Origin of the sequence: Sorangium sp. So ce281, assembly GCF_051527395.1 — a bacterium.
Lineage (GTDB): Bacteria > Myxococcota_A > Polyangia > Polyangiales > Polyangiaceae > Sorangium > Sorangium cellulosum_B.
On record NZ_CP150322.1, the window covers coordinates 7,499,095 to 7,517,849 of the forward strand.

At 74.7% G+C, this 18,755-nt stretch carries 16 protein-coding genes; 8 read left to right on the plus strand and 8 right to left on the minus strand.

The genetic code is table 11. From position 1 onward, the window contains the following. The first annotated feature begins 57 nt into the window (after positions 1–57). Positions 58–936 carry a 1-acyl-sn-glycerol-3-phosphate acyltransferase gene (locus WMF27_RS28370; RefSeq protein WP_437765743.1) on the plus strand — a complete coding sequence of 293 codons (879 nt, stop codon included), beginning with the start codon at positions 58–60 and terminating at the stop codon, positions 934–936. 75 nt (positions 937–1,011) lie between these two features. On the opposite strand, the gene WMF27_RS28375 is transcribed toward WMF27_RS28370, so the two are convergent. The 4 genes from WMF27_RS28375 to WMF27_RS28390 all read right to left on the minus strand — a co-directional run bounded on the left by WMF27_RS28375 (position 1,012) and on the right by WMF27_RS28390 (position 4,277). Further along, complete coding sequence (locus WMF27_RS28375) at positions 1,012–2,055, minus strand: glycosyltransferase family 4 protein (RefSeq protein WP_437765742.1); 1,044 nt, start codon at positions 2,053–2,055, stop codon at positions 1,012–1,014. A gap of 42 nt (positions 2,056–2,097) precedes the next feature. After that, the gene (locus WMF27_RS28380; RefSeq protein ID WP_437765741.1) at positions 2,098–2,496 is read right to left on the minus strand and encodes a 6-pyruvoyl trahydropterin synthase family protein; all 399 of its coding nucleotides are present in this window, start codon (positions 2,494–2,496) and stop codon (positions 2,098–2,100) included. Positions 2,497–2,518: 22 nt separating this feature from the next. After that, complete coding sequence (locus WMF27_RS28385; RefSeq protein ID WP_437765740.1) at positions 2,519–3,496, minus strand: zinc-dependent alcohol dehydrogenase; 978 nt, start codon at positions 3,494–3,496, stop codon at positions 2,519–2,521. Positions 3,497–3,587: 91 nt separating this feature from the next. Beyond that, a complete protein-coding gene (locus WMF27_RS28390; protein WP_437943142.1) occupies positions 3,588–4,277 on the minus strand; it encodes a RibD family protein in 690 nt (229 codons plus the stop codon). Positions 4,278–4,791: 514 nt separating this feature from the next. Here WMF27_RS28390 and WMF27_RS28395 point away from each other — a divergent pair. The 5 genes from WMF27_RS28395 to WMF27_RS28415 all read left to right on the plus strand — a co-directional run bounded on the left by WMF27_RS28395 (position 4,792) and on the right by WMF27_RS28415 (position 9,334). Continuing rightward, entirely contained in the window at positions 4,792–5,637 is an 846-nt protein-coding gene (locus WMF27_RS28395) for a GH12 family glycosyl hydrolase domain-containing protein (RefSeq protein WP_437765738.1), read from the plus strand. A 51-nt stretch (positions 5,638–5,688) separates the two neighbouring features. Then, a complete protein-coding gene (locus WMF27_RS28400; RefSeq protein WP_437765737.1) occupies positions 5,689–6,378 on the plus strand; it encodes a hypothetical protein in 690 nt (229 codons plus the stop codon). Further along, positions 6,267–6,974, plus strand: a complete 708-nt coding sequence (locus WMF27_RS28405; protein WP_437765736.1) for a hotdog fold thioesterase — start codon at positions 6,267–6,269, stop codon at positions 6,972–6,974. The genes WMF27_RS28400 and WMF27_RS28405 overlap by 112 nt, the downstream gene beginning before the upstream one ends. 165 nt (positions 6,975–7,139) lie before the next feature. Continuing rightward, a complete protein-coding gene (locus WMF27_RS28410) occupies positions 7,140–8,180 on the plus strand; it encodes a 1-aminocyclopropane-1-carboxylate deaminase/D-cysteine desulfhydrase (protein WP_437943143.1) in 1,041 nt (346 codons plus the stop codon). Positions 8,181–8,470: 290 nt separating this feature from the next. Next, on the plus strand, positions 8,471–9,334 hold the full coding sequence (locus WMF27_RS28415) for a fibro-slime domain-containing protein (protein WP_437765734.1): 864 nt from the start codon (positions 8,471–8,473) through the stop codon (positions 9,332–9,334). Positions 9,335–9,447: 113 nt separating this feature from the next. Here the strand turns inward: WMF27_RS28415 and WMF27_RS28420 are convergent, their stop codons facing one another. Continuing rightward, a complete protein-coding gene (locus WMF27_RS28420) occupies positions 9,448–11,739 on the minus strand; it encodes a M20/M25/M40 family metallo-hydrolase (protein WP_437765733.1) in 2,292 nt (763 codons plus the stop codon). A gap of 15 nt (positions 11,740–11,754) precedes the next feature. Further along, on the minus strand, positions 11,755–14,025 hold the full coding sequence (locus tag WMF27_RS28425; protein WP_437765732.1) for a hypothetical protein: 2,271 nt from the start codon (positions 14,023–14,025) through the stop codon (positions 11,755–11,757). A gap of 347 nt (positions 14,026–14,372) precedes the next feature. On the opposite strand from WMF27_RS28425, the gene WMF27_RS28430 reads away from it, so the two are divergent. Then, positions 14,373–14,657: a hypothetical protein gene (locus WMF27_RS28430; protein ID WP_437765731.1), complete on the plus strand. Its 285-nt coding sequence runs from the start codon at positions 14,373–14,375 to the stop codon at positions 14,655–14,657. Between the two features lie 34 nt (positions 14,658–14,691). Here WMF27_RS28430 and WMF27_RS28435 read toward each other — a convergent pair whose 3' ends face one another. Beyond that, complete coding sequence (locus WMF27_RS28435) at positions 14,692–15,786, minus strand: SMP-30/gluconolactonase/LRE family protein (protein ID WP_437765730.1); 1,095 nt, start codon at positions 15,784–15,786, stop codon at positions 14,692–14,694. A 142-nt stretch (positions 15,787–15,928) separates the two neighbouring features. Next, the gene (yedA, locus tag WMF27_RS28440) at positions 15,929–17,113 is read right to left on the minus strand and encodes a drug/metabolite exporter YedA (RefSeq protein ID WP_437943144.1); all 1,185 of its coding nucleotides are present in this window, start codon (positions 17,111–17,113) and stop codon (positions 15,929–15,931) included. 154 nt (positions 17,114–17,267) lie between these two features. Here yedA and WMF27_RS28445 point away from each other — a divergent pair, with 154 nt between their 5' ends. Then, positions 17,268–18,722 (plus strand): PLP-dependent aminotransferase family protein, encoded by a 1,455-nt coding sequence (locus WMF27_RS28445; protein ID WP_437765728.1) that lies wholly within the window; start codon positions 17,268–17,270, stop codon positions 18,720–18,722. The last annotated feature ends 33 nt before the right edge of the window (positions 18,723–18,755 follow it).

Below are 18,755 nucleotides of genomic sequence, written 5' to 3' on the forward strand. Positions count from 1 at the left end.
GGGCGGGCGGAGCGCCTGCGCTGGCGAGGTGGCGTCGACACGGAGTAAGACGCGGACATGACGGAGCCGCTGGAGCGAGAGCTCGCGAACCTGTCCGGCGCGGAGATGGTGGCGGCGCTCGGCCTCGGCGGGGCGCCGGCGTGGGTGCGCCGGGCCGGGCGCGCGGCCTTCGCCGTCCCTTCGTGGCCGCTCGGGCGCGTGCTCGCGCGCTTCGATCGGCGCACCGGCGAGGCGGGGCTCCACGTCGCGGCGCGGGAGGCGCTCGCCGGCTTCGGGGCGCGCTGGACGGCCGACGCGGCGCCGCCGTCGCGCGGGGCGCTGCTCGTCGTGTCCAACCACCCCGGTGCCTACGACGCGCTCGCGCTCATGGCGGCGCTCGGCCGGGAAGACCTCATGATCGTCGCGGCCGATCGGCGGTTCCTGCGGGCGCTGCCCCACGTGAGCCGGCGGCTGCTCTTCGTGCCGATCGACGAGGGCGGCGCGCTCGCGCTCGCGGCGCGGTCGGCCGGCGTGCGCCGCGCGCTGCGGCACCTGCGCCGCGGGGGCGCGCTGCTGCACTTCCCCGCGGGGCGCATCGAGGCGGATCCGGCGTTCGCGGGCCAGGGCGACGCGCTGCTCGCGGAGTGGCAGCCGGGCGCCGGGGCGCTGCTGCGCGCGGCCGCGGCGGCGGGAGGGCGCGCCGCCGTGGCGATCGTCTCGGGGGTGCACTCGCCGCGGGCGAAGCGGCTGGCCATCACGCGGTGGGCCGAGCGCCGCGGGATCACCACGCTGGCGCCGCTCCTGCAGGCGGCGCTGCCGGGCTTCGACGACGTCGAGGTGCGGGTCCGCCTGGGCGAGGCGCGGGACGCGGCGGAGGTGGCGCGCGGGGCCCGCGACGACGCGGCGCTCACGCGGCGGCTGAAGGACGAGGCGGCGTCGCTGCTCGCGGGGGCGTGACGGCCCGGCGCCCCGGCGCGGCGCGATCCTGCCCGCTCCGCGCCGAGCCGGTCGTGCCCTCATCCGCTCATCCGCTCATCCGCGCGCCGCGTGCGCGAGCGCCGCGCGCACCGCGGCCGCGGTGCCGTCCCAGGTCGGCAGCGTCGCGGCCCGGACGGCCGCCGCGCGGCGCATGCTCGCCCGGAGAGCGCCGTCCTCGAGGAAGCGGGCGAGCGCCGGCGCGGGGCCCTCGACGTCGTCCCAGAGCAGCGCCTCCGCGCCGTCCTGGACCGCCTCCGCGATCGCGCCGGCGCGGGCGGCGAGCACCGGAACGCCGGCCCGGACCGCCTCCGTGAGCACCATGCCGTAGCCCTCCAGCGACGAGGGCAGGACGAGCGCGTCCGCCGCCGCGAGCTCGGCCGCGAGCGCCTCGTCCCCGAGCACGCCGGGCGCCGAGACGCGCGCCCGCAGGAACGCGGAGCCGGCGATCGCGCGGCGCACCCGCCCGGCGTAGGCCGGGTCGCGCGCCGCGTCCCCGATGAGCACGAGCGTGGCATGCGCGCTCCCGACCCGCTCGAACGCCGCGAGGAGCTCCAGCAGCCGCTTGCGCGGGATGAAGGTCCCCACGAACAGGAGCCGCAGCGGGCCGCCGTCCCGCGGGGCGCGGGGGAGCAAGGGGAGCCGGTCCGCGCCCGGCGTCGCCACGTCGACCCGGGCGAGCCCGAGCTCGCGCCGGAGCCGCGCCGCGGTCGTCGCGCTCGTCGCGAGGTGCGCGTCGCCCAGGCGGATCACCGCCGCCTCCGCGAGCGAGAGCGCCGCGCGCCGCGGGCCGGGCGGGAGCTCCCACGCGCTCAGGTGGTGCACGAGGAGCGCGCGCGCGATCCGCCGCGGCAGCGCCGCGAACGCCGGCCCGAGCTCCCGGAAGCAGAGCTCGTCGCCGACCACCACGGCGGGGTCGATCCGGGCGAGGCGCCGCGCGAGGGCGAGGCCGGCGAGCGCCCGCGACCGCGGCGCCGGATCGAGGGACACGACCTCCACGGCGTCGCCCCGGGCGCGCAGCCGCTCGACGACGAGCCGATCGTAGATGTAGCCGCCCGTGGTCTGGTCGAGGGCGCCGTAGACGATCCAGGCGATGCGCATGGTCAGGGGAGCGGCCCGGGCCTGATCGCCGCCCTCGCGGCGCTACAGGTCGCGCTCGAAGCCCGCGTACGCCGACAGCGACTCTCGGACGAGCACCCTCAGCGTCGATCCCGGGAGCGGCGCCTCTCCCGCGGGCAGCCTCGCGATCTCCTCGGCGAGGAGCCCGGCCACGTGCTCGGCCACGCGCTCGGTCGTGGAGGTGCGCCCGGGGAAGGCGGGGTGCTCGTCGAGGTTCGTGTAGTCGATCGTGTCGAGCACCCGGCGCAGCGACGCGTGCAGCGCGCCGATGTCCATGACCACGTGGTGCGGGCCGAGCGCCTTCGCGCGGATCTCGATCTCGACGGAGTACGTCGCGCCGTGCATCCGGGTCGCCGGGCCGAAGAACGGATCGGAGAAGCTGTGCGCGATCATCACGTGATCGCTGACGCCGAGGAGGAACATGGCGGTGGCGGGCCTCTGTTTTCTAGGTTGCCTCTCGCGTAGCCGATCGCGCGCCGTACCGGAAGACCGTCTGCAGCCGCGCGCCGGGCTCGGCCGCGAGCTCTGCGTACAGGGACGGCGCCGCGTCGAGCGGGACGGACGGGTCCAGCAGCGCGTCGAGCGCCGGGTCTTCGAGGAGGGCGCGGACGAGCGCGAAGCGCCGCGCGTGGTCCCAGCGGGGGGCGCGCTCCGGCGGGAGGGTCGAGACCTGGCTCGCCCGCAGGCGCAGGCGCCGGCGGTGGAACTCCGCGCCGAGCGCGACCGGGCTCGTCCGCGCCCCGTAGAACGACGCGACCGTCACCGTCGCCTCGCGCGCCGCGTGCGCGATCGCGCGGTCGAGCTCCTCCGGATGGCCGGTCGCGGCGATCACGGCGTCCGCGTCGCCGCGCGGCCGGTCGTCCTCGGGCCGGAGCGCCGCGGCGGCGCCGAGCGCGACGCCGACCCGGCGCCGCCGCTCGCTCGGCTCGACGAGCCGGACCACAGCCCCGGCGCGCCGCGCGAGCGCCACGATGAGCAGCCCGACGACCCCGCCGCCGAGCACCACCACGGCGTCTCCGAGCCCCACCCCCGCGTCCCACACGCACGTGATCGCCGTCTCGAGGTTCGCGGCCAGCACAGCGCGCTCGGCCGGGATCGAGCGGGGCAGGCCGCGCGCCGCGCCCGGCCCGAGCAGGTGGAGATCGCCGTGGGGCGCGAGCGCGAAGATACGGTCGCCCGGCCCGAGCGCCGCGCCCTCGCCGCGGGCGACGACCTCGCCGACCCACGCGTAGCCGTAGCGGCGCGGGTAGGTCGGCGCGCATTCTGCGTCGGGCGCGTCGGGCGCGTCGAGCGACGGGTCGAACGGCGTCGGCCCCTCGCCGCGGAAGAGCAGCAGCTCCGTCCCCTGGCTCACGCCCGACGCGAGCGCGCGCGCCACGACCTCGCCGGGCCCGGGCGCGCGCGGCGGGGCCCCCGGGCGCACCTCGACGAGCCCTGGCCGGACGAACCAGAGCTCGCGGGCGAGGGGCGGGGCGGCGTCGCTCGGCGTGACGGCCCCGGGCGGCGCGGGCGCGTCAGTCGGGATAACGCACCTCCCCTCGCAGCAGCACGTTGCCCCCGAGGAGCTCGACCGCCGGCTCGCGCAGGTCGATCGCCGACGCGAGCGGCGCCTCTCCCAGCGCGCCGACCGCGGGGATCGCCGTGTCGCCGAGGAAGCGCGGCGCGATCTCGACCTCCGCGCGGTCGGCGAGGCGCGCGCGCAGGAACGAGGTGAGCACGGCGCCGCCCCCCTCGACGAGCAGCCGCCGCACGCCGCGCGCGTGGAGCTCGGCCAGCGCGTGCGGCAGCGAGACGAGGCCGCTGCCGTCCGCGGGCACGACGATCACCTCTGCGCCGCGCTCCTCGAGCCACGCCTGCGCCGCGCGCGACGCGCGCTCCGCCGCGCCGAAGACGACCACGCGCCCGCCGGCCGGCTGCCCGCTGCCGGGCGGCTGCAGCAGGCGCGCCCCTTCCGGCACGCCGAGGGCGCTCGCCAGCACCACGCGCATCGGCTGGCGCCCCTCGCACCCGCGCAGGGTCAGCCGCGGATCGTCGATCACGACGGTGCGGATCCCCACGAGCACCGCGTCGTGCTCCGCGCGCGCCCGGTGGGCGCACACCATCCCGGCGGGCGTGCTGAGCAGGACGCGCTGGTCCCGGGCCGCGATCCGGCCGTCGAGCGTCTGGGCGAAGTGGAGCGTGACCCGCGGGCGCGGCAGGCTCATGGCGCGCTCGCGGGTGCGCGTCCGGCGCGAGCGAACGCGCGGGTGAGAGGGGACTTTGCCGCCGTCCCGAGCCGACAGTGGAGCCTCCGGGGCACGACGGCACTCTAGACCAGAACGAGGGAACCGGGGAGGAGTGCGCGCACGAGATCACCCAGTTCCACGCTTTCCCGGAGCGCATTCTTCTCCGCGCTCAACAGCCTCATCCGACATCGAGCGACTCGAAGCATCGATGACGATCGGCGAGACACGGCTCGATCGTCGCTCTGGCGACTCCGACCCTCGATGGGCGCAAAGACGATATGTCGCGCGGTGCTCCGACGCGAACATGCAAAGCGTCGAGGTCGCCGGAGCGACGTTGATTCCACGAAGCGCGTGACGCGGCGGACGCCACACCTTTCGGGTCGAGCGGTGATGCCATCGCTGTTGCTGCAATTGTTCAAGTCACGCGCGCTTTTTTGCGCACGGCGGTGTCACGCACCGCCGTGCGCCTGTGTGCATGTGTATGTTGCGCGCCATGCGCGCCCATACCTTGGCCGAATCTCTTGCATTTCTCACGCTGACGGCGGCTCTCGCCGCCGGTTGCTCTGGATCTTCTGACGCTGACGACGGAGACCCCGGCGGCACCGCGAACCCGGGCTCCGAGCTCGGCAACGGCGCCATGGAGGGCTCCGGCAAATCGAGCGAGCGGTATGAAACAGGCCTCGTCTCGCGCGACGGCACGCCGTACGTGCTCATCACCAACGGCTGGGGCCCCGGCTTCGGCAACCACACCGTCTCGTGGGAAGGCACGTCGTTCACGGTGGAGAGCATGAGCGGCTCGGCCGGCTCGATGGGGCAGCCCGCCTCGTACCCGACCGTATTTTGCGGCCGATACTCGGTGAAGGAGGTGCCTGACTGCGGCTTGCCGGCGCCGAGCAGCTCCATCAAGAGCCTGCGCACCGGCTGGCGCTGGGCCAAGAATGGCAACGAGGGCCAGTACAACGCAGCGTTCGACATCTGGATGGGCAACGGCACGCAGCTCCAGGGCTATCTCATGGTGTGGCTGCGCGATCCGACGCGCTTTCAGCCCGCCGGGCAGCCGAACGCCGCGCACCAGGGCGTGGAGGTCGCGAACGTCCCCGGCAAGTGGAACATCTGGAACGGCATGGTGAACGGCCTGCCGATCGTGAACTGGGTGCGCGCCGAGGGGCAAGACAGCTCGGAGATCGAGTTCGACGTGATGGACTTCGTGCGCGACGCGCAGACGCGCGGCATCAGCGTGCCCGGCAACACGGTCAACGCGGTCGCCGTCGGGTTCGAGATCTGGGAAGGCCCGATCACGAACCTGAAGAGCCTCGACTTCTACGTCGACGTGAACTGAACGCCGCCGCTCGCTTGCCGCGCAGGCCCAGGCGCCCTATCGCTGGGCGCGATGCCCATCCGCTGGCCGGATCTCTCCTCGCGCTGCGAGCGCGCTGGCCTCGCGCTCCGCGGCGGCTTCCACCCGCGCGAAGGCGACGGCGCGCCGGCGGCAGGCGATCTCCCCGCGGGGACGCTCGTCCTGCTCGGCAACGCCGGCCCGTCGATGTGGCGCGCGTTCTCGCGCGCCCGCAAGGACGCCCCCGATCTGGCGCTCGACGACTGGACCGTCGCGGTCGTCTCCCCGCTCGCGGCGGAGCTCGGCGCGACTGCCCTGTTTCCCTTCACCGGCCCTCCCTACTGGCCGTTCCAGCGCTGGGCGCAGCAGGCCGAGGCGCTGTCCCCGTCGCCCCTCGCCATCCTCATCCACCCGCGATTCGGCCTCTGGCACGGGTACCGCGCCGCCCTCGTCTTCGCGGAGCGGCTGTCGCTCCCGCCCCGCGAGGACCTGGCGAGCCCCTGCGTCTCGTGCGCCGGCCAGCCCTGCCTGAGCGCCTGCCCCGTGTCCGCGTTCTCCCCTGGCAGCTACGATGTCGCCGCGTGCGTCGGCCACCTCGACGCCGGGCCAGGCGCGACGTGCATGACCGGAGGGTGCCTGTCGCGCCGCGCCTGCCCCATAGGGGAGGAGCACATCTATCCCGACGAGCAGCGCGAGTTCCACATGCGCGCGTTCCGGCGCGCGATGCCGAGCACGGGCGGCTAGACAGAGCTAGCACGACTGCGGGAAGCTCCGTCGCGCTGGAAAACGCGCTCATGAGCCACCCGGCCGTCCTGGAGGCCGCGGTGTTCGCGGCGCGCCACCCCCTCCGGGACGAGCGCGTGTACTACGCTGCCGCCATGACCGAAGGGGAACCCGAGGATTTCGCCGCCGCGCTGAACGACGCGGCCATCGACGGCTGGATCGGCGCCATGGGCCTCCGGCTGATCCGCGCCACCCGCGACGAGGTGGAGGCCGAGCTCGACATCGGGCCGCAGCACCGGCAGGCCTATGGCATCGTCCACGGCGGCGTCCACGCCGGCATCGTGGAGACGCTGGCCTCGATCGGCGCCGCGCTCCACGCCCTGCCGGACGGCCGCTCGGTCGTCGGGCTCGAGAACCACACGAGCTTCCTGCGCGCGGTCCGGTCGGGGCGGCTTCGCGCGACCGCGCGCCCGCTCGACCGCGGGCGGCGCACCCAGGTCTGGGAAGGCTCGGTCTACGACGAGGAGGGCCGGCTCTGCGCCTCGGGGCGCGTGCGCCTCCTCGTCCTGGAGCCGGACGCGACGCTCGCAGGGCAGCGCGCCGGCACACCCGGGTGATCGAAGGCCGCGCGAGCGCCTGACCGAAAGCTCCCCCTGACCCCTGATTGCCCGATCGCCGGCTCGCCTGACCCCCGGATTGCCCGATCGCCCGATTGCCCGATCGCCCGATCGTCTTACACCCTTCGTGAGGTGCCCCCGTTGCGCGACGCAGCCGCCCTTCGGATGATCGACTCCATTCCCCGGCTCGGCTGGGTCGGCGCGCCCTCGCCGGTCACGGCGCTGCCGCGGCTCGCCTCCGCGCTCGGCGTCGAGTTCCTCGGCGTCAAGCGAGACGACCTCTGCGAGCCCCTCCACGGCGGGATGAAGATGCGGAAGCTCGACTACGTGCTCGCCGCGCCGCCCTTCTCGACCGCGGCGGCGTGGTCCGCGGCGGGCGGCATCGGCTCGGGCAACGTGGCGGCGCTCGTCGCCGCGGCGCAGCGGCTCGGCCGGAGGGTGCACGCGCACCTCTTCTGGACCGACCTCTCCAGGGGCGTGCTCGACAACCTCGCGTTCACCGCCTCGGGGCCGGCCTCGATCCGCTTCTACCCGTCGCGCGTCGAGCTCGCGCTCGCGCGCCCGTCGCTCTTCCTGCCGCTCCGCGCGCGGGACGACGACGGCGCGGCGATCGTGCCGCTCGGCGCCACGTCGGCGCTCGGCATGGTGGGCGCCGCGCGCGCGGCGCTCGAGCTCGGCGCGCAGATCCGGGCCGGCGAGCTCCCCGAGCCCGCGCGCGTCTACGTGCCGCTCGGCTCCGGCGGCACCGCCGCCGGCCTCGCCGTCGGGCTCGCGCTCGGGGGCCTGCGCTCGCGGGTCGTGGCCGTCGCCGTGGTCGAGCACCTCCTCGCCTCGCGCTTCCGCCTCCGCGCCCTCACCGCCGAGCTCCGCGCCGCGCTCGCGCGGCGGGGCGTCGCGCCCGTGCCCCCCGCGGCGCCGATCGACGTCGTGCACGGCTACCTGGGCCGCGGGTACGGGTCGCCCACGCCCGCGTCGCTCGCCGCCTGCGACGCCCTCGCCGCCGAGGGGATCTCGCTGGAGCCGGTCTACACCGGCAAGGCCATGGCCGCGCTCATGGCGCACGCGCGGGAGCGACGGCTCGGCCCGGTGCTGTTCTGGCAAACCGCGCGGCGCGAGCCCCTGCCCCGGCACGACGGTTTTTGCGAGCGGCTCCCGGCCGCGCTGTCGCGGCGCCTCGGCGCCCACTGCGGCGGTGGATCTCGATAAACGACCTACATCCCGGCGCCTCCCGGCGCTCGTGCGCTGTCGCTCGGCTGCACTTTTCTCCGCTTCGGCCTCGTGCTGCCAGCGCACGGCGGCAATTTTCTGGATCGCACCGCCATTGCGACGAGATAGAATTGCTGTCTCGCTTGCGCCCTCGGCGGCCGCCCATCCCGGCGCTCGTATCGCCGCGGCCCGCGCGCACACAACGCGCAAAACATGCGCAAAACATGCGCAAACCACGCACAACGGACGCGCAGACCACGCGCGGTATCCCCTACAGAAGGAGTCTTCACATGCTTAGGCCGCTACAGTCGAACTGGTGTGCTCCGCTCGCAACCATGCTGGTGCTGGCCGGGGTCGCGTGTGGGGGCAGCACGGATGGTTCGAGCGACTCCAGCAACAGCGCCGGCGCCGGGTACGGCTCGGGCACGGGCGGCAGCGACTTCGGGTCCGGCGTGTCGGCGGGCGCGGGCAACGGGAACGGCAGCAGCGGCAGCGGCAGCGGCGACGGGTGCAACGCGAGCCTCACGGGCATCGTGCGCGACTTCCGCGCCTACGAAGGCGGCGAGGGGCACCCTGACTTCGAGACGTTCACGGGCCAGGGCCTGAAAGGCATCGTCGAGCGCGAGCTGGGGCCGGATCAGAAGCCCGTCTATGCGCACCAGGGGGGCACCGAGCACACGACCGGGCCCGAGGAGTTCAACCAGTGGTACCGCGACGTCGACGGCGTGAACATGCCGATCCAGTTCACGATCACGCCCGTCGTCGGCGCGGACGGCATTGCCACCTACGAGAACCGGGCCTTCTTCCCCATCGACGAGCAGGGCTTCGGGAACGAGGGGAGGCGGCACAACTTCCACTTCACGTTCGAGCTCCACATGACGTTCGTGTACAAAGGCGGCGAGGAGTTCAGGTTCTCCGGCGACGACGATCTCTGGGTGTTCATCAACAACCGGCTCGCCATCGATCTGGGCGGCCTCCACAGCCCGCAGGACGATAGGCTCGACCTCGACGCGATGGCGAACGAGCTGGGGATCACGCCCGGGCAGGAGTACGCGCTCGACTTCTTCCACGCCGAGCGGCACACGACCGAATCGAACTTCACCATCCAGTCGACGCTCGCGTTCACGAACTGCGAACCCATCTTTGTCGACTGATCGGCTCGACTGATCGGCTCGACTGATCGGCTCGACTGATCCGCTCGACTGATCCCGCTCCACCTCTCCTGCCCAGCGAGGGCGGCGGGCCCGCTTTTGCGAGCCCGCCGGGGCTAAGGCTGGAACGACCCGCTCACGAACGTCGAATCGGCGAGGCGGTACGGCGCGCCCATGATCTCCCTGGGCCGCGGCCCGCGCACGAGCTCGCGCGGGAGCTCGTAGGTCTGGTCCATCAGGCGGATCTCGATCGGCCCGGAGTCCTCGATCTCCAGCGACCACTCGATACCTCCCGGCGGCAAACCCATGTAGGTGAACCCCCAGCGGACATCGCGCTTCGCGTCGGCCGCGCGACCCCGCTCCTCCACGCCCTTTCCGTCCACCTCGGCGCGGATCACCCGGTTCGGGGACGTCACCTCGGCGAACAGCCAGGGGGCTCCCCGGGATGAGGCGACGCGGAGCCGGAGCGCCCGCACGCCGTCGCGCCGGACGTCGCCGAGCACCGTGAGCGACGGCGCCGGAAGGGCGAGGGCCGGCGCCTCGCCCTGGCGCGTCACGCGCACGAACGGCACGGCGAACGAGGGCGCCTGCCCGCGATCGTCCGGGAAGTACGCGGCGGTCCACGGGTCGAGGTCCCGGTCGGCCGAGAGCCAGTGGGCCTCCCCGGCGGCGGCGTCGAGCGCGTAGGCGAGGCTCGCCGGTCGGGGCCGGGCCTCGGTGAAGCCCATGGAGGAGCAGGCGACGAGGAGCGCCGTAAGGCCGGAGACGGCGAACGCGAGCGCGAGCCGCGGCGAGCGGCCGCCGCCGAGCAGCTCGGCGTGCGGCAGGAAGAGCCCGAAGACGAGCGCGACGGCGAGGGCCGGCACCGCCGCCTTCGGCAGGCCCAGCGCGACGAAGAACAGGTACGGGCCGGGCACGGCGAGCGCGACCGCCGGCACCGCGGTCGCGACGAGGACCGCGGCGTCCGCGAGCGTGGGCGGAGCGTCGCCGCGCCGGATCGTCACCGCAGCGAGCCCGAGCAGGGCGAACGCGAGCGGCCAGGCGAAGTAGAAGCTCGCGCCCGGCATGAGCAGGCTCGCCGCGGCGAGGAGCAACAGCCACAGGAGCAGCGCGCCCAGGGCGAGCTCGCACGCGCCGAGCCGCCGCCGGAAGAACCGGTAGCCCGCCGCGGAGGCGGCGAGCGCGGCGAGCGCCAGCGCGAGCCGGTACGCGGGCGCGTTGTACGGCTCGAACGGCATCACCCGGAGGGCCGGGTGCACGCTGCGGAGGATCCACGCGAGCCCGCCCACGGCCGCGGCGACGCCGGCGAGCAGCGCCAGGAAGGCGAGGAGCCCCGCGGCGATCCGGCCCGGCGAAGCGGCCCGCCGCCGCCCCGCGTGGAGCGCCACGCCCGCGAACAGGCAGGTGACCAGCGCGGCGATCGGGAGCGCCCACCCGATCGGGTGCGAGACGAGGTGGGCGCCCCACGTGTTGAAGTACACCGCATCTCCGCGCCCGGGATCCCGCAGGTCGAGCGCGCCGAAGCGCCGCGCGAGCGAGAGCGCGTAGTCGCCGGCGTGCTGCACGCTCCGCAGGTCGAGGTTGCCCACGGTGTCGGACGGGGCGTGGTAGTGCGCGGCGCCGTCGGTGAAGGCGAAGTTCAGCCCGGGGATCCCGGCTCGCTTGAAGACGCTGAGATCGGTGCTGTGGCCCATGCGCCGCGCGACCTCGGGGAAGAGCGACGACGCCACCGGGTAAGGCGCGGCGCCGGCGAGCTCGCGGACGGGGAAGGCGTCGCCGGGCCCGGTGTCGAACATCGCGACCACGCCGCCGGCCCCGCGGGCGTCGAAGTTGAGCGCGATCCCCACCTCGCCACGCAGCGGGTGCTCGTCCATGAACGCCTTGCCGCCGAGGACGCCCCCCTCCTCCGCGTCGGTGAACAGGAGCAGCACGTCGTTGCGCAGCGGGGGGCCGCTCTTCAGGGCGCGCAGCGCCTCCAGGAGCGCCGCCACCCCGCTGCCGTCGTCGGCGGCGCCCGGGCTGCCGGGCACCGAGTCGTAGTGCGCGACGAGCGCGACCGCCCGGGTGCTGTCCGCGCCCGGCAGCCGCGCCACGATGTTCTCGACGTGCGCCGCGTCGTACGGCAGGCCCCACTGCCGGCTGAGGACAGAGGCGCGCTGCACCTCGGGCTGCACGCCGAGCTTCGAGAGCTCCGCGAGCAGGTAGTCGCGCGCCCGCCGGTGGCCCGCCGAGCCGGTGGGGCGCGGCTCGGCCGCGATGTGCACGAGGTGCGCCCTGGCCCGCTCGGCCGAGAACACCTCGGGCGGCGCGCTCGCCGGGACGACGTCGGGAGGGCTCAGCTGTGCGATGCGGAGCGCGACCAGCGCGAGGAGCGCGAGGGCCGCGGCGAGGCGAGGAGACCAGGCCATGACGGCCGGCCGGCCTCAGCGCGCCCGCGCCGGGGGCTCGCCCTGGGCGACGTCGTCCTCGGGCCTGCGCGCGAGGCGCGCGGACGCGCGCCGGTAGAGCTCCGTGAGCGGCGCGCGGTGCGCGGCGAGGAGCACCGTCACCCCGGCCAGCCACAGCAGCACGAGCGGCACGAGCGCCGAGGAGGTCGTGTAGACGAGCACGGGGCGGAAGGCGCGCTCGCGCGTGACGAGCTCGCGGCGCGCTCGCAGGGTCCGCTCGTAGTCCGGGAGCGACAGCGCGACCGGCGTCACCCCCTCCAGCACCGCGCCTCCAGGGGCGAGCGCGCTGCCGCCCTTGGCCAGATCGTCATCCTTGGCCCTGCGCACGGCGGCGGGCGCCGGCGCCGCCGACTCGCTGTACGTGGAGTTCCAGCGCTCCGCCCTGTAGGTCCGCGCCGAGACGGCGAAGAGCCCGACCAGGAGCGCCAGGCCGCCCAGGCCGAGCAGCACCACCATCGCGGCGGCGCGGCCACGGCCTCCGAGGAGCCGCCCCGCGAGCCACGCCGCCACGGCCGTCGCGATGCCGACCAGCAGCGCCACGAACGTCGCGGGCGCCAGGAACCACAGGCCCGCCATGAGCAGCCCGCCCAGCGCGCGCAGCGCGCGCACCCGCCCGCGGCTCGCCGCCCCGCCGGGGCGGACGGCGATCCACGCGGCCACGAAGCCGACCGCCACCGCGAACGCGTCGCCCGCGTCCGCGAACCACACCGGCCGGTCGCCGCCGAGCAGCGCGAGCGGCACCACGCGCTCGGGCAGCCCGACCGTCAGCGCCACCTCGCTCGCGGTGAGCGGGTAGCTCGGCATCGGCAGCTCCAGGGTTCCTCCGAGCGAGTGCACCGCCGCCTGCGCCAGCGACTGCACCTGGATCGTGTGGCTCCCCGTCTGCAGCGGCACGAGGACCTCCTCCGCGGCCTTGCCCTGGTGCATGATCCGCTGCGCCTTCCCGTCGGTGGCCAGGTAGATCGGCCGCCCGCCCGGCGCGTAGGTCAGGTAATCGATGCCGTTGTTCTCGTAGGTGAGCGCGTCGTCGGCCACGAGGTCTCCGCGCTCGGTCAGGACCAGGGTGCGGCGGTGGTCGCGCACCACCGCGGCGAGGACCTCGACCCCCGAGAGCGGCTCGACGGCGACCTCGACGCGCTGCCCTCGCTGCACGAGCAAGAGCCGCGACGTCGCCTGGGTCCGCGGGATCGGCGACTCGGCGGCGTCGACCTGGCGCGCGTCGCCCTTCACCGTGAGGCGGTGCTCCGCGTCGGACTCGAACAGCCACCACTCGTAGGCGGAGCGCGGATCGGGCGAGAACGCCCCGACCTTCGGGAGCGTGCCCGAGATCTTCATCTCCGCGGCGCGCCCCGAGGTGGGCAGGACGAGCTCGCCGCCCTCGACCCGGAAGCCGCTCGCGCCCGCGACGTCGAGCACATTCTCCCCGAAGGCGAGCGGCAGGCGCACGACGCCGAGGTCGCTGCCCGACCGCATGACGAGCCGGTACTCGAAGCCGATCTCCCGACCGACCCGCACCGCGCGCGACAGCTGGAAGACCGTGGGGCCCGCGCTCGCGCCCCCGTCGCCCCCCGCGCCCCCGTCGGGGGTGAAGTGGAGCGTCGCCCCGCGGAGCCCCGAGAGCCGCGCGCCCTCGGCGACGGAGCCGCCGGTGACGTCGGCCTCGAACGTGTTGAGCGGGCCGGCGACCAGGAGCGTGAGGTCGCCCTCGAGCCACAGGGTGCCCCGGAGCACGAAGCGGCGCGCGGCCGTCCAGAGGTAGTAGTGGTCGTCCTCGAAGCTGATCGGCGCGGCCTCGCGGCGCGACGCGGGCCGTCCATCGTCGAGCGTGGCCTCGATGCGGAGGCGCGCCGGCGGCCCGAAGAGCGGCACGGGCACGGGGCGGTCCGTGAGCACGCCGCCCGAGAGCTCGAACTGGAGCGGCCCCTCGCCCACCGCGCCCGTGATGCGCAGCCGATCGAGCGCGTAACAGCGCTCCTCGCAGCCCCCCGAGCCGCCGCGCTGGTCGACCCAGCGAGAGAGCATCTCCAGCTGTCCAGCCCACGAGTCCGGCGGAGGCCCGTGCGCCTGCGCCTGCGCCGCGGCGCCCTTCGCCGCGGGCGTCGCCGGCGCCGGGCCCGCGGCAGGCGCCGCCGTCGGCGCGTCAGGCGCCTGCCCCATCGAGAGCGACGGAACGGCGAGCAGCGACAGCACCACGAGAAGCCACAACAACGTTGGTGGCGTGGCCTTGTTCCAGCGCGCGAGCGACATAGGGTAACTCCCTTCCTTGACCTGCCGAGCGAACGCGATGGCCGCCGCAGCGTCCTCATCAAACAACCTAGGGAAAAACGACGGCAACAAAATCGACATGAGGCCTTGACAGTTAACGCGTCGCGTCGCAGTGTCGTGGCGTCGCGCTTGTGCCTCCGACGAAGCCACAAGGTGGCTCTGTTCGCGGGCACGGCCGTGCGGCGGGGCTCCCCTCGCTCCAGTGCACATCGCGTCTGGCGAGCCCGCGAGAGCGGGCGACGCGCGGGGCACGGGGGTCAACGCTGGATTCATCATTTCTGTACGCCCGCGGTCGTCGCGGGGGGACATACCGAAGTGGGAGGCAGACCATGAGTGAGACCCAGAGCATCACGGAGCCGAAGGCCGAGAACAGCGTGAACGGGAGCGCCGGGCCCGCGCAGGCGGCGGACGCCGGCGGCGGGGCGCCGGTCAAGCCGCCGTTCGTCGAGACGCTGCGCGAGCTGAGCACCTCCTGGGCAGGGGTGGCCATCGGTTACGGGCGGATCGCGCTCGAGGGCGCCGCGCGCGCCCTCGAGCGGTCGGCGGGGAAGCTCGGCGAGCTTCAAGAGAAGCTCAAGAAGGGCGAAGTGGCCGCAGCGGAAGGCGCCCGCTGACCCCCCCCTCCGGTGCGCCGCCGAGGAGCGCCCGTCACGGCGCTTCTGGCGGCGCCGGGACCGGCGCGCCGGTGATGCCGACGGCAACAGCATAGATCGAGCCGGCTGCGCCTCCGACGTAAAGGGTCCTCGCATCGAAGCCCGGGCCCGCGCCGAACTGCGCGTTGGCCACCCCGGTCGGGAAGCGCGCCAGCAGCTCGGCCTCCCCCAGAGCGGCGCCGCCCGCGTCGAGCCTCACGCGATAGAGCCGCCGGTTCTCGTTATCGACCGTGTAGAGGTGACCACACGTATCGAGAACGAGTCCGTCGAGCACGGACGAGGCGACCGTGACCACGAGCGAGGGAGGTTCGCCAGGGTTGTTCAGGTCGATCTTGCGGATCTCGCCGGCAGAGGAGTTGGTGTAGAAGACCGCCCATCGCGCCGGGTCGAAGACGATTCCGTTCGGCTCGCTCACCTCGGGGGCGCCGCTCGCGATCTCGTCGATCGTGGCATCGGGATTGAGGCGGATCACCCGATCGCCCGCGAGGTCGGTCGCCCAGACGTTGCCCAGCGCGTCCGGCGCGAGGCCGTTCGGGTCCGTGAGGCCTGTCACGTAGTCGTCGACCCTTCCGGTCGCCGAGATCTGGACGATGGCGCCCAGCTCCGGCCGCGCCGCCACGAGGGTCCCGTCGGGCCGGTACCGGAGCCCGGACACGGGGCCCGGCAGCGACGCGAAGTTCGAGGTCCGGCCCGTGGCGTCGAAGCGAACGAGGTTCGGCCCCTGCTTGGCGACGAGGTAGCCGCGGCCGTCGAACGCGAGGTCCTCGCTGCCGCTGAACACGGCCGTGACCAGCGCCGGCTCGAAGGGCCCGGGCGCGAGCGCCGCGCACTCGCCGCTCGGCCCCGTGCCCGCGCCCGCGCCGACTGCCGCCCCGCCGCCTTCTCCGGCGCCTGCCGCCGCGCCGCCGCCCTCTCCGGTGCCCGTGGCCGCGCCGCCGCCCGCTCCGGTGCTCGTGGCCGCGCCGCCGCCTTCGCCGGCGCCCGCGCTCGCACCGCTGCTCGACGCTGCGCCGACGTGGCCGCCGCTGCACGCTGACGGCGCCCCGAGCAGGAGCAGCGCCCAGCCGAGCAGCCGGTACCCTCTCTTCATCTACCTCGCCTCCTCGCCGCGCACACTACACGCCGCCCCCCGCATTGCCTACGGTCGACGGCGCGCGCCCGGGGCGTGAAGCCGGCCGGCGCGACGCGCCGTCGGAGCGGGGCGGGCGGCCCGCGAGCGCGGCGCGGCGCGCCTAGCGCCGCGAGACGATGACGACGCCGGCGCCGACGATGGCCGCCGCGGCCCAGGTCGTCGCGGAGGCCCGCTCGCCGCCGACCAGGACGCCGAGCGCGATGGCGACGATCGGGTTCACGTACGCGTAGCTCGTCGCGATCGCCGGGCGCGTGCTCCGGAGCAGGTACGTGTACGCGCTGAGGGCCACGATCGATCCGAACACCGCCTGATAGGCGAGCGCGAGGAGCGACCGCGATGACGGCGCCGCCGCGAGGTGCTCACCCGAGAGCGCGCTCACCCCGAGCATCACCGCGCCGCCCGCGAGCATCTCCGCCGCGACCGCCATCGGCCCTTCCGGGAGCGGCAGCGAGCGGCTGTACAGCGAGCCGAGCGCCCACGACACGGGGGCCAGCAAGATGAGCAGGGCCCCGGCGTGCGCCGCGTGGAGATCGCCGCCGAGGTGGAGCAGCGCCGCGCCCGCGAACCCGACGAGGAGCCCGATCCACTCGCGCCGGGAGACCTCCGGGGCGCCGGCGGACGCGCCGCCGGCGGCGCCCCGGCCTCGCGCGGTGGCGAAGAGCGCCAGCCAGAGCGGCATCGTGGACACCACGACCGCGGCGACGCCCGAGCTCACCCACTGCTGCGAGACGACGACGAACCCGTTGCCGAAGACGAGCAGCAGCACCCCGATCCGCGCCGCCGCGCCCCACTGCCGCGGCGTCGGCCGCGGGGCGCCGCGCAGCCGGAGCACGCCGTAGAGCAGCGCGCCCGCCGTCATGAAGCGCGTCCCGGCCAGCAAGAAGGGCGGCATCGTCTCGAGCGCGACCGCGACCGCCAGGTACGTCGAGCCCCAGATCACGTACAGCGCGAGCAGCGAGAGCAGCACCAGCCAGCTCCCCCGCGCCCTCGCCAGCGCCGCGCGCGCCGTCTTCCCTGCCTCGCCTCTCGCCACCGCGATCTGCGCCGGCTCGAGCGCCTCAACCACGAGCAGCCCGCGCCCCTCGCCTCCATAGCTGGAGCCGGCCTCCAGCACCACGTCCTCCGGCGCCCCCTCGCGGGTGATCCAGACCGCGCCGGCGGTACAGCTCAGGAGCAGCGGGCCGCCCCGCAGGCGGTGCGTCCACAGGCGACCCTTCCCGAGCTCGATCCGCGACGGCTCCCGGAGGCGCGATGGCGGCTCCGGAACAAGTGAGGTCAATTTCATGCCCCGAAGGGTGGGGGCAAGCGAGCGACCGGTACAGAGGCAGTCGGCCCGTAATTGAGGCCGGTACAGTTTCCGGATCAGGCGACTGTGCTGGTCCTCACGCCCGGCAGCTGTACCGGTACCGTAGGGCCCGCCCGGCTGTACACTTCGTCTCGTGCAGGTGCTGGCGCCCATCGAAGCGGAGGACGAGGCCCACCTCTACGACCGCGTCGCCGCGCACGTCGCCGATCTGATCGCGCGCGGCGCGCTGCGGCCGGGCGACCGGATCCCGTCGGTGCGGCGGCTCAGCCGGCAGCAGGGGGTCAGCGTCGCGACGGTGCTGCAGGCGTACCTGCAGCTCGAGAACCGCGGGCTCATCGAGGCGCGCCCGCAGTCGGGGCACTACGTCCGCGCCCGCCGGGGCGCGGCGCTGCCCGAGCCCCGGGCCGCGCGCGCCTGCGCGACCGCCACGCGGGTCAGCGTGAAGAGCCTCGTCTCCAAGGTCTACCGGGCGTGCCGGGACCCGCACATCGTCCCGTTCGGCGCGGCGTGCCCGAGCCCGGAGCTCCTGCCGACCGACAAGTTGAACCGGATCCTCAGCGCGATCGCGCGGAGCGCGGGCGGCGCCGGCGTCTCGTACGATCCGCCGCCCGGCCTGCCGGCGTTGCGGCGGCAGATCGCCCGGCGCTCGGTCGAGTGGGGCGTCGCGCTCTCCCCCGACGACATCGTGACGACGGTCGGCGCCATGGAGGCGCTCCACCTCTGCCTGCGCGCGGTCGCCCGCCGGGGCGACACGGTCGCGCTGGAGTCGCCGGCGTATTACGGGCTCCTCCAGCTCATCGAGAGCCTCGGCATCAAGGCGATCGAGGTCCCGTCGCACCCCCGCACCGGCATGGACCTCGACGTCCTCGAGGAGATGCTGGGCCGCCACCGCATCAAGGCGTGCCTCGCGATCCCGAACTTCAACAACCCCCTCGGCAGCGCCATGCCCGACGAGGCGAAGGAGCGCCTCGTCGCGATGCTCGCGCGCCGCGAGGTGCCGCTCATCGAGGACGACATCTACGGCGACCTGCACTTCGGCGACGTCCGCCCCCGCCCCGCCAAGGCGTTCGACAAGAAGGGCCTCGTGATGCTCTGCTCGTCGTTCACGAAGACGGTCGCGCCGGGCTACCGGGTCGGCTGGACGGCGCCCGGCCGCTTCCTCGACGAGGTCGAGCAGCTCAAGTTCGCGCAGAGCGTGGCGACCGCGACGCTGCCGCAGATGGCGATCGCCGAGTTCCTCGAGATCGGCGGGTACGACCACCACCTGCGGACGCTCCGGCGCCGGCTCGCCGCCCAGGTCGCGCGCATGAGCGAGGCGATCGCCGAGCACTTCCCGCCCGGCACCCGCGTCTCGCGCCCCGCCGGCGGCTTCGTGCTCTGGGTCGAGCTGCCGCCCGGCACGAGCGCGCTCGACGTGCACGAGCGCGCGCTCGATCACGGCATCAGCGTCGCACCGGGGCCGATCTTCTCGGCCAAGCACCGCTTCTCGAACTACATCCGGGTGAACTGCGGCTACCCGTTCACGGAGCTCAGCGAGCACGCGGTCCGGACGCTCGGACGGATCTGCGCCGAGACCGCCGAGGGATGACGCGGTGGACGGCCGCGGCCCCGGCGGCGGCCG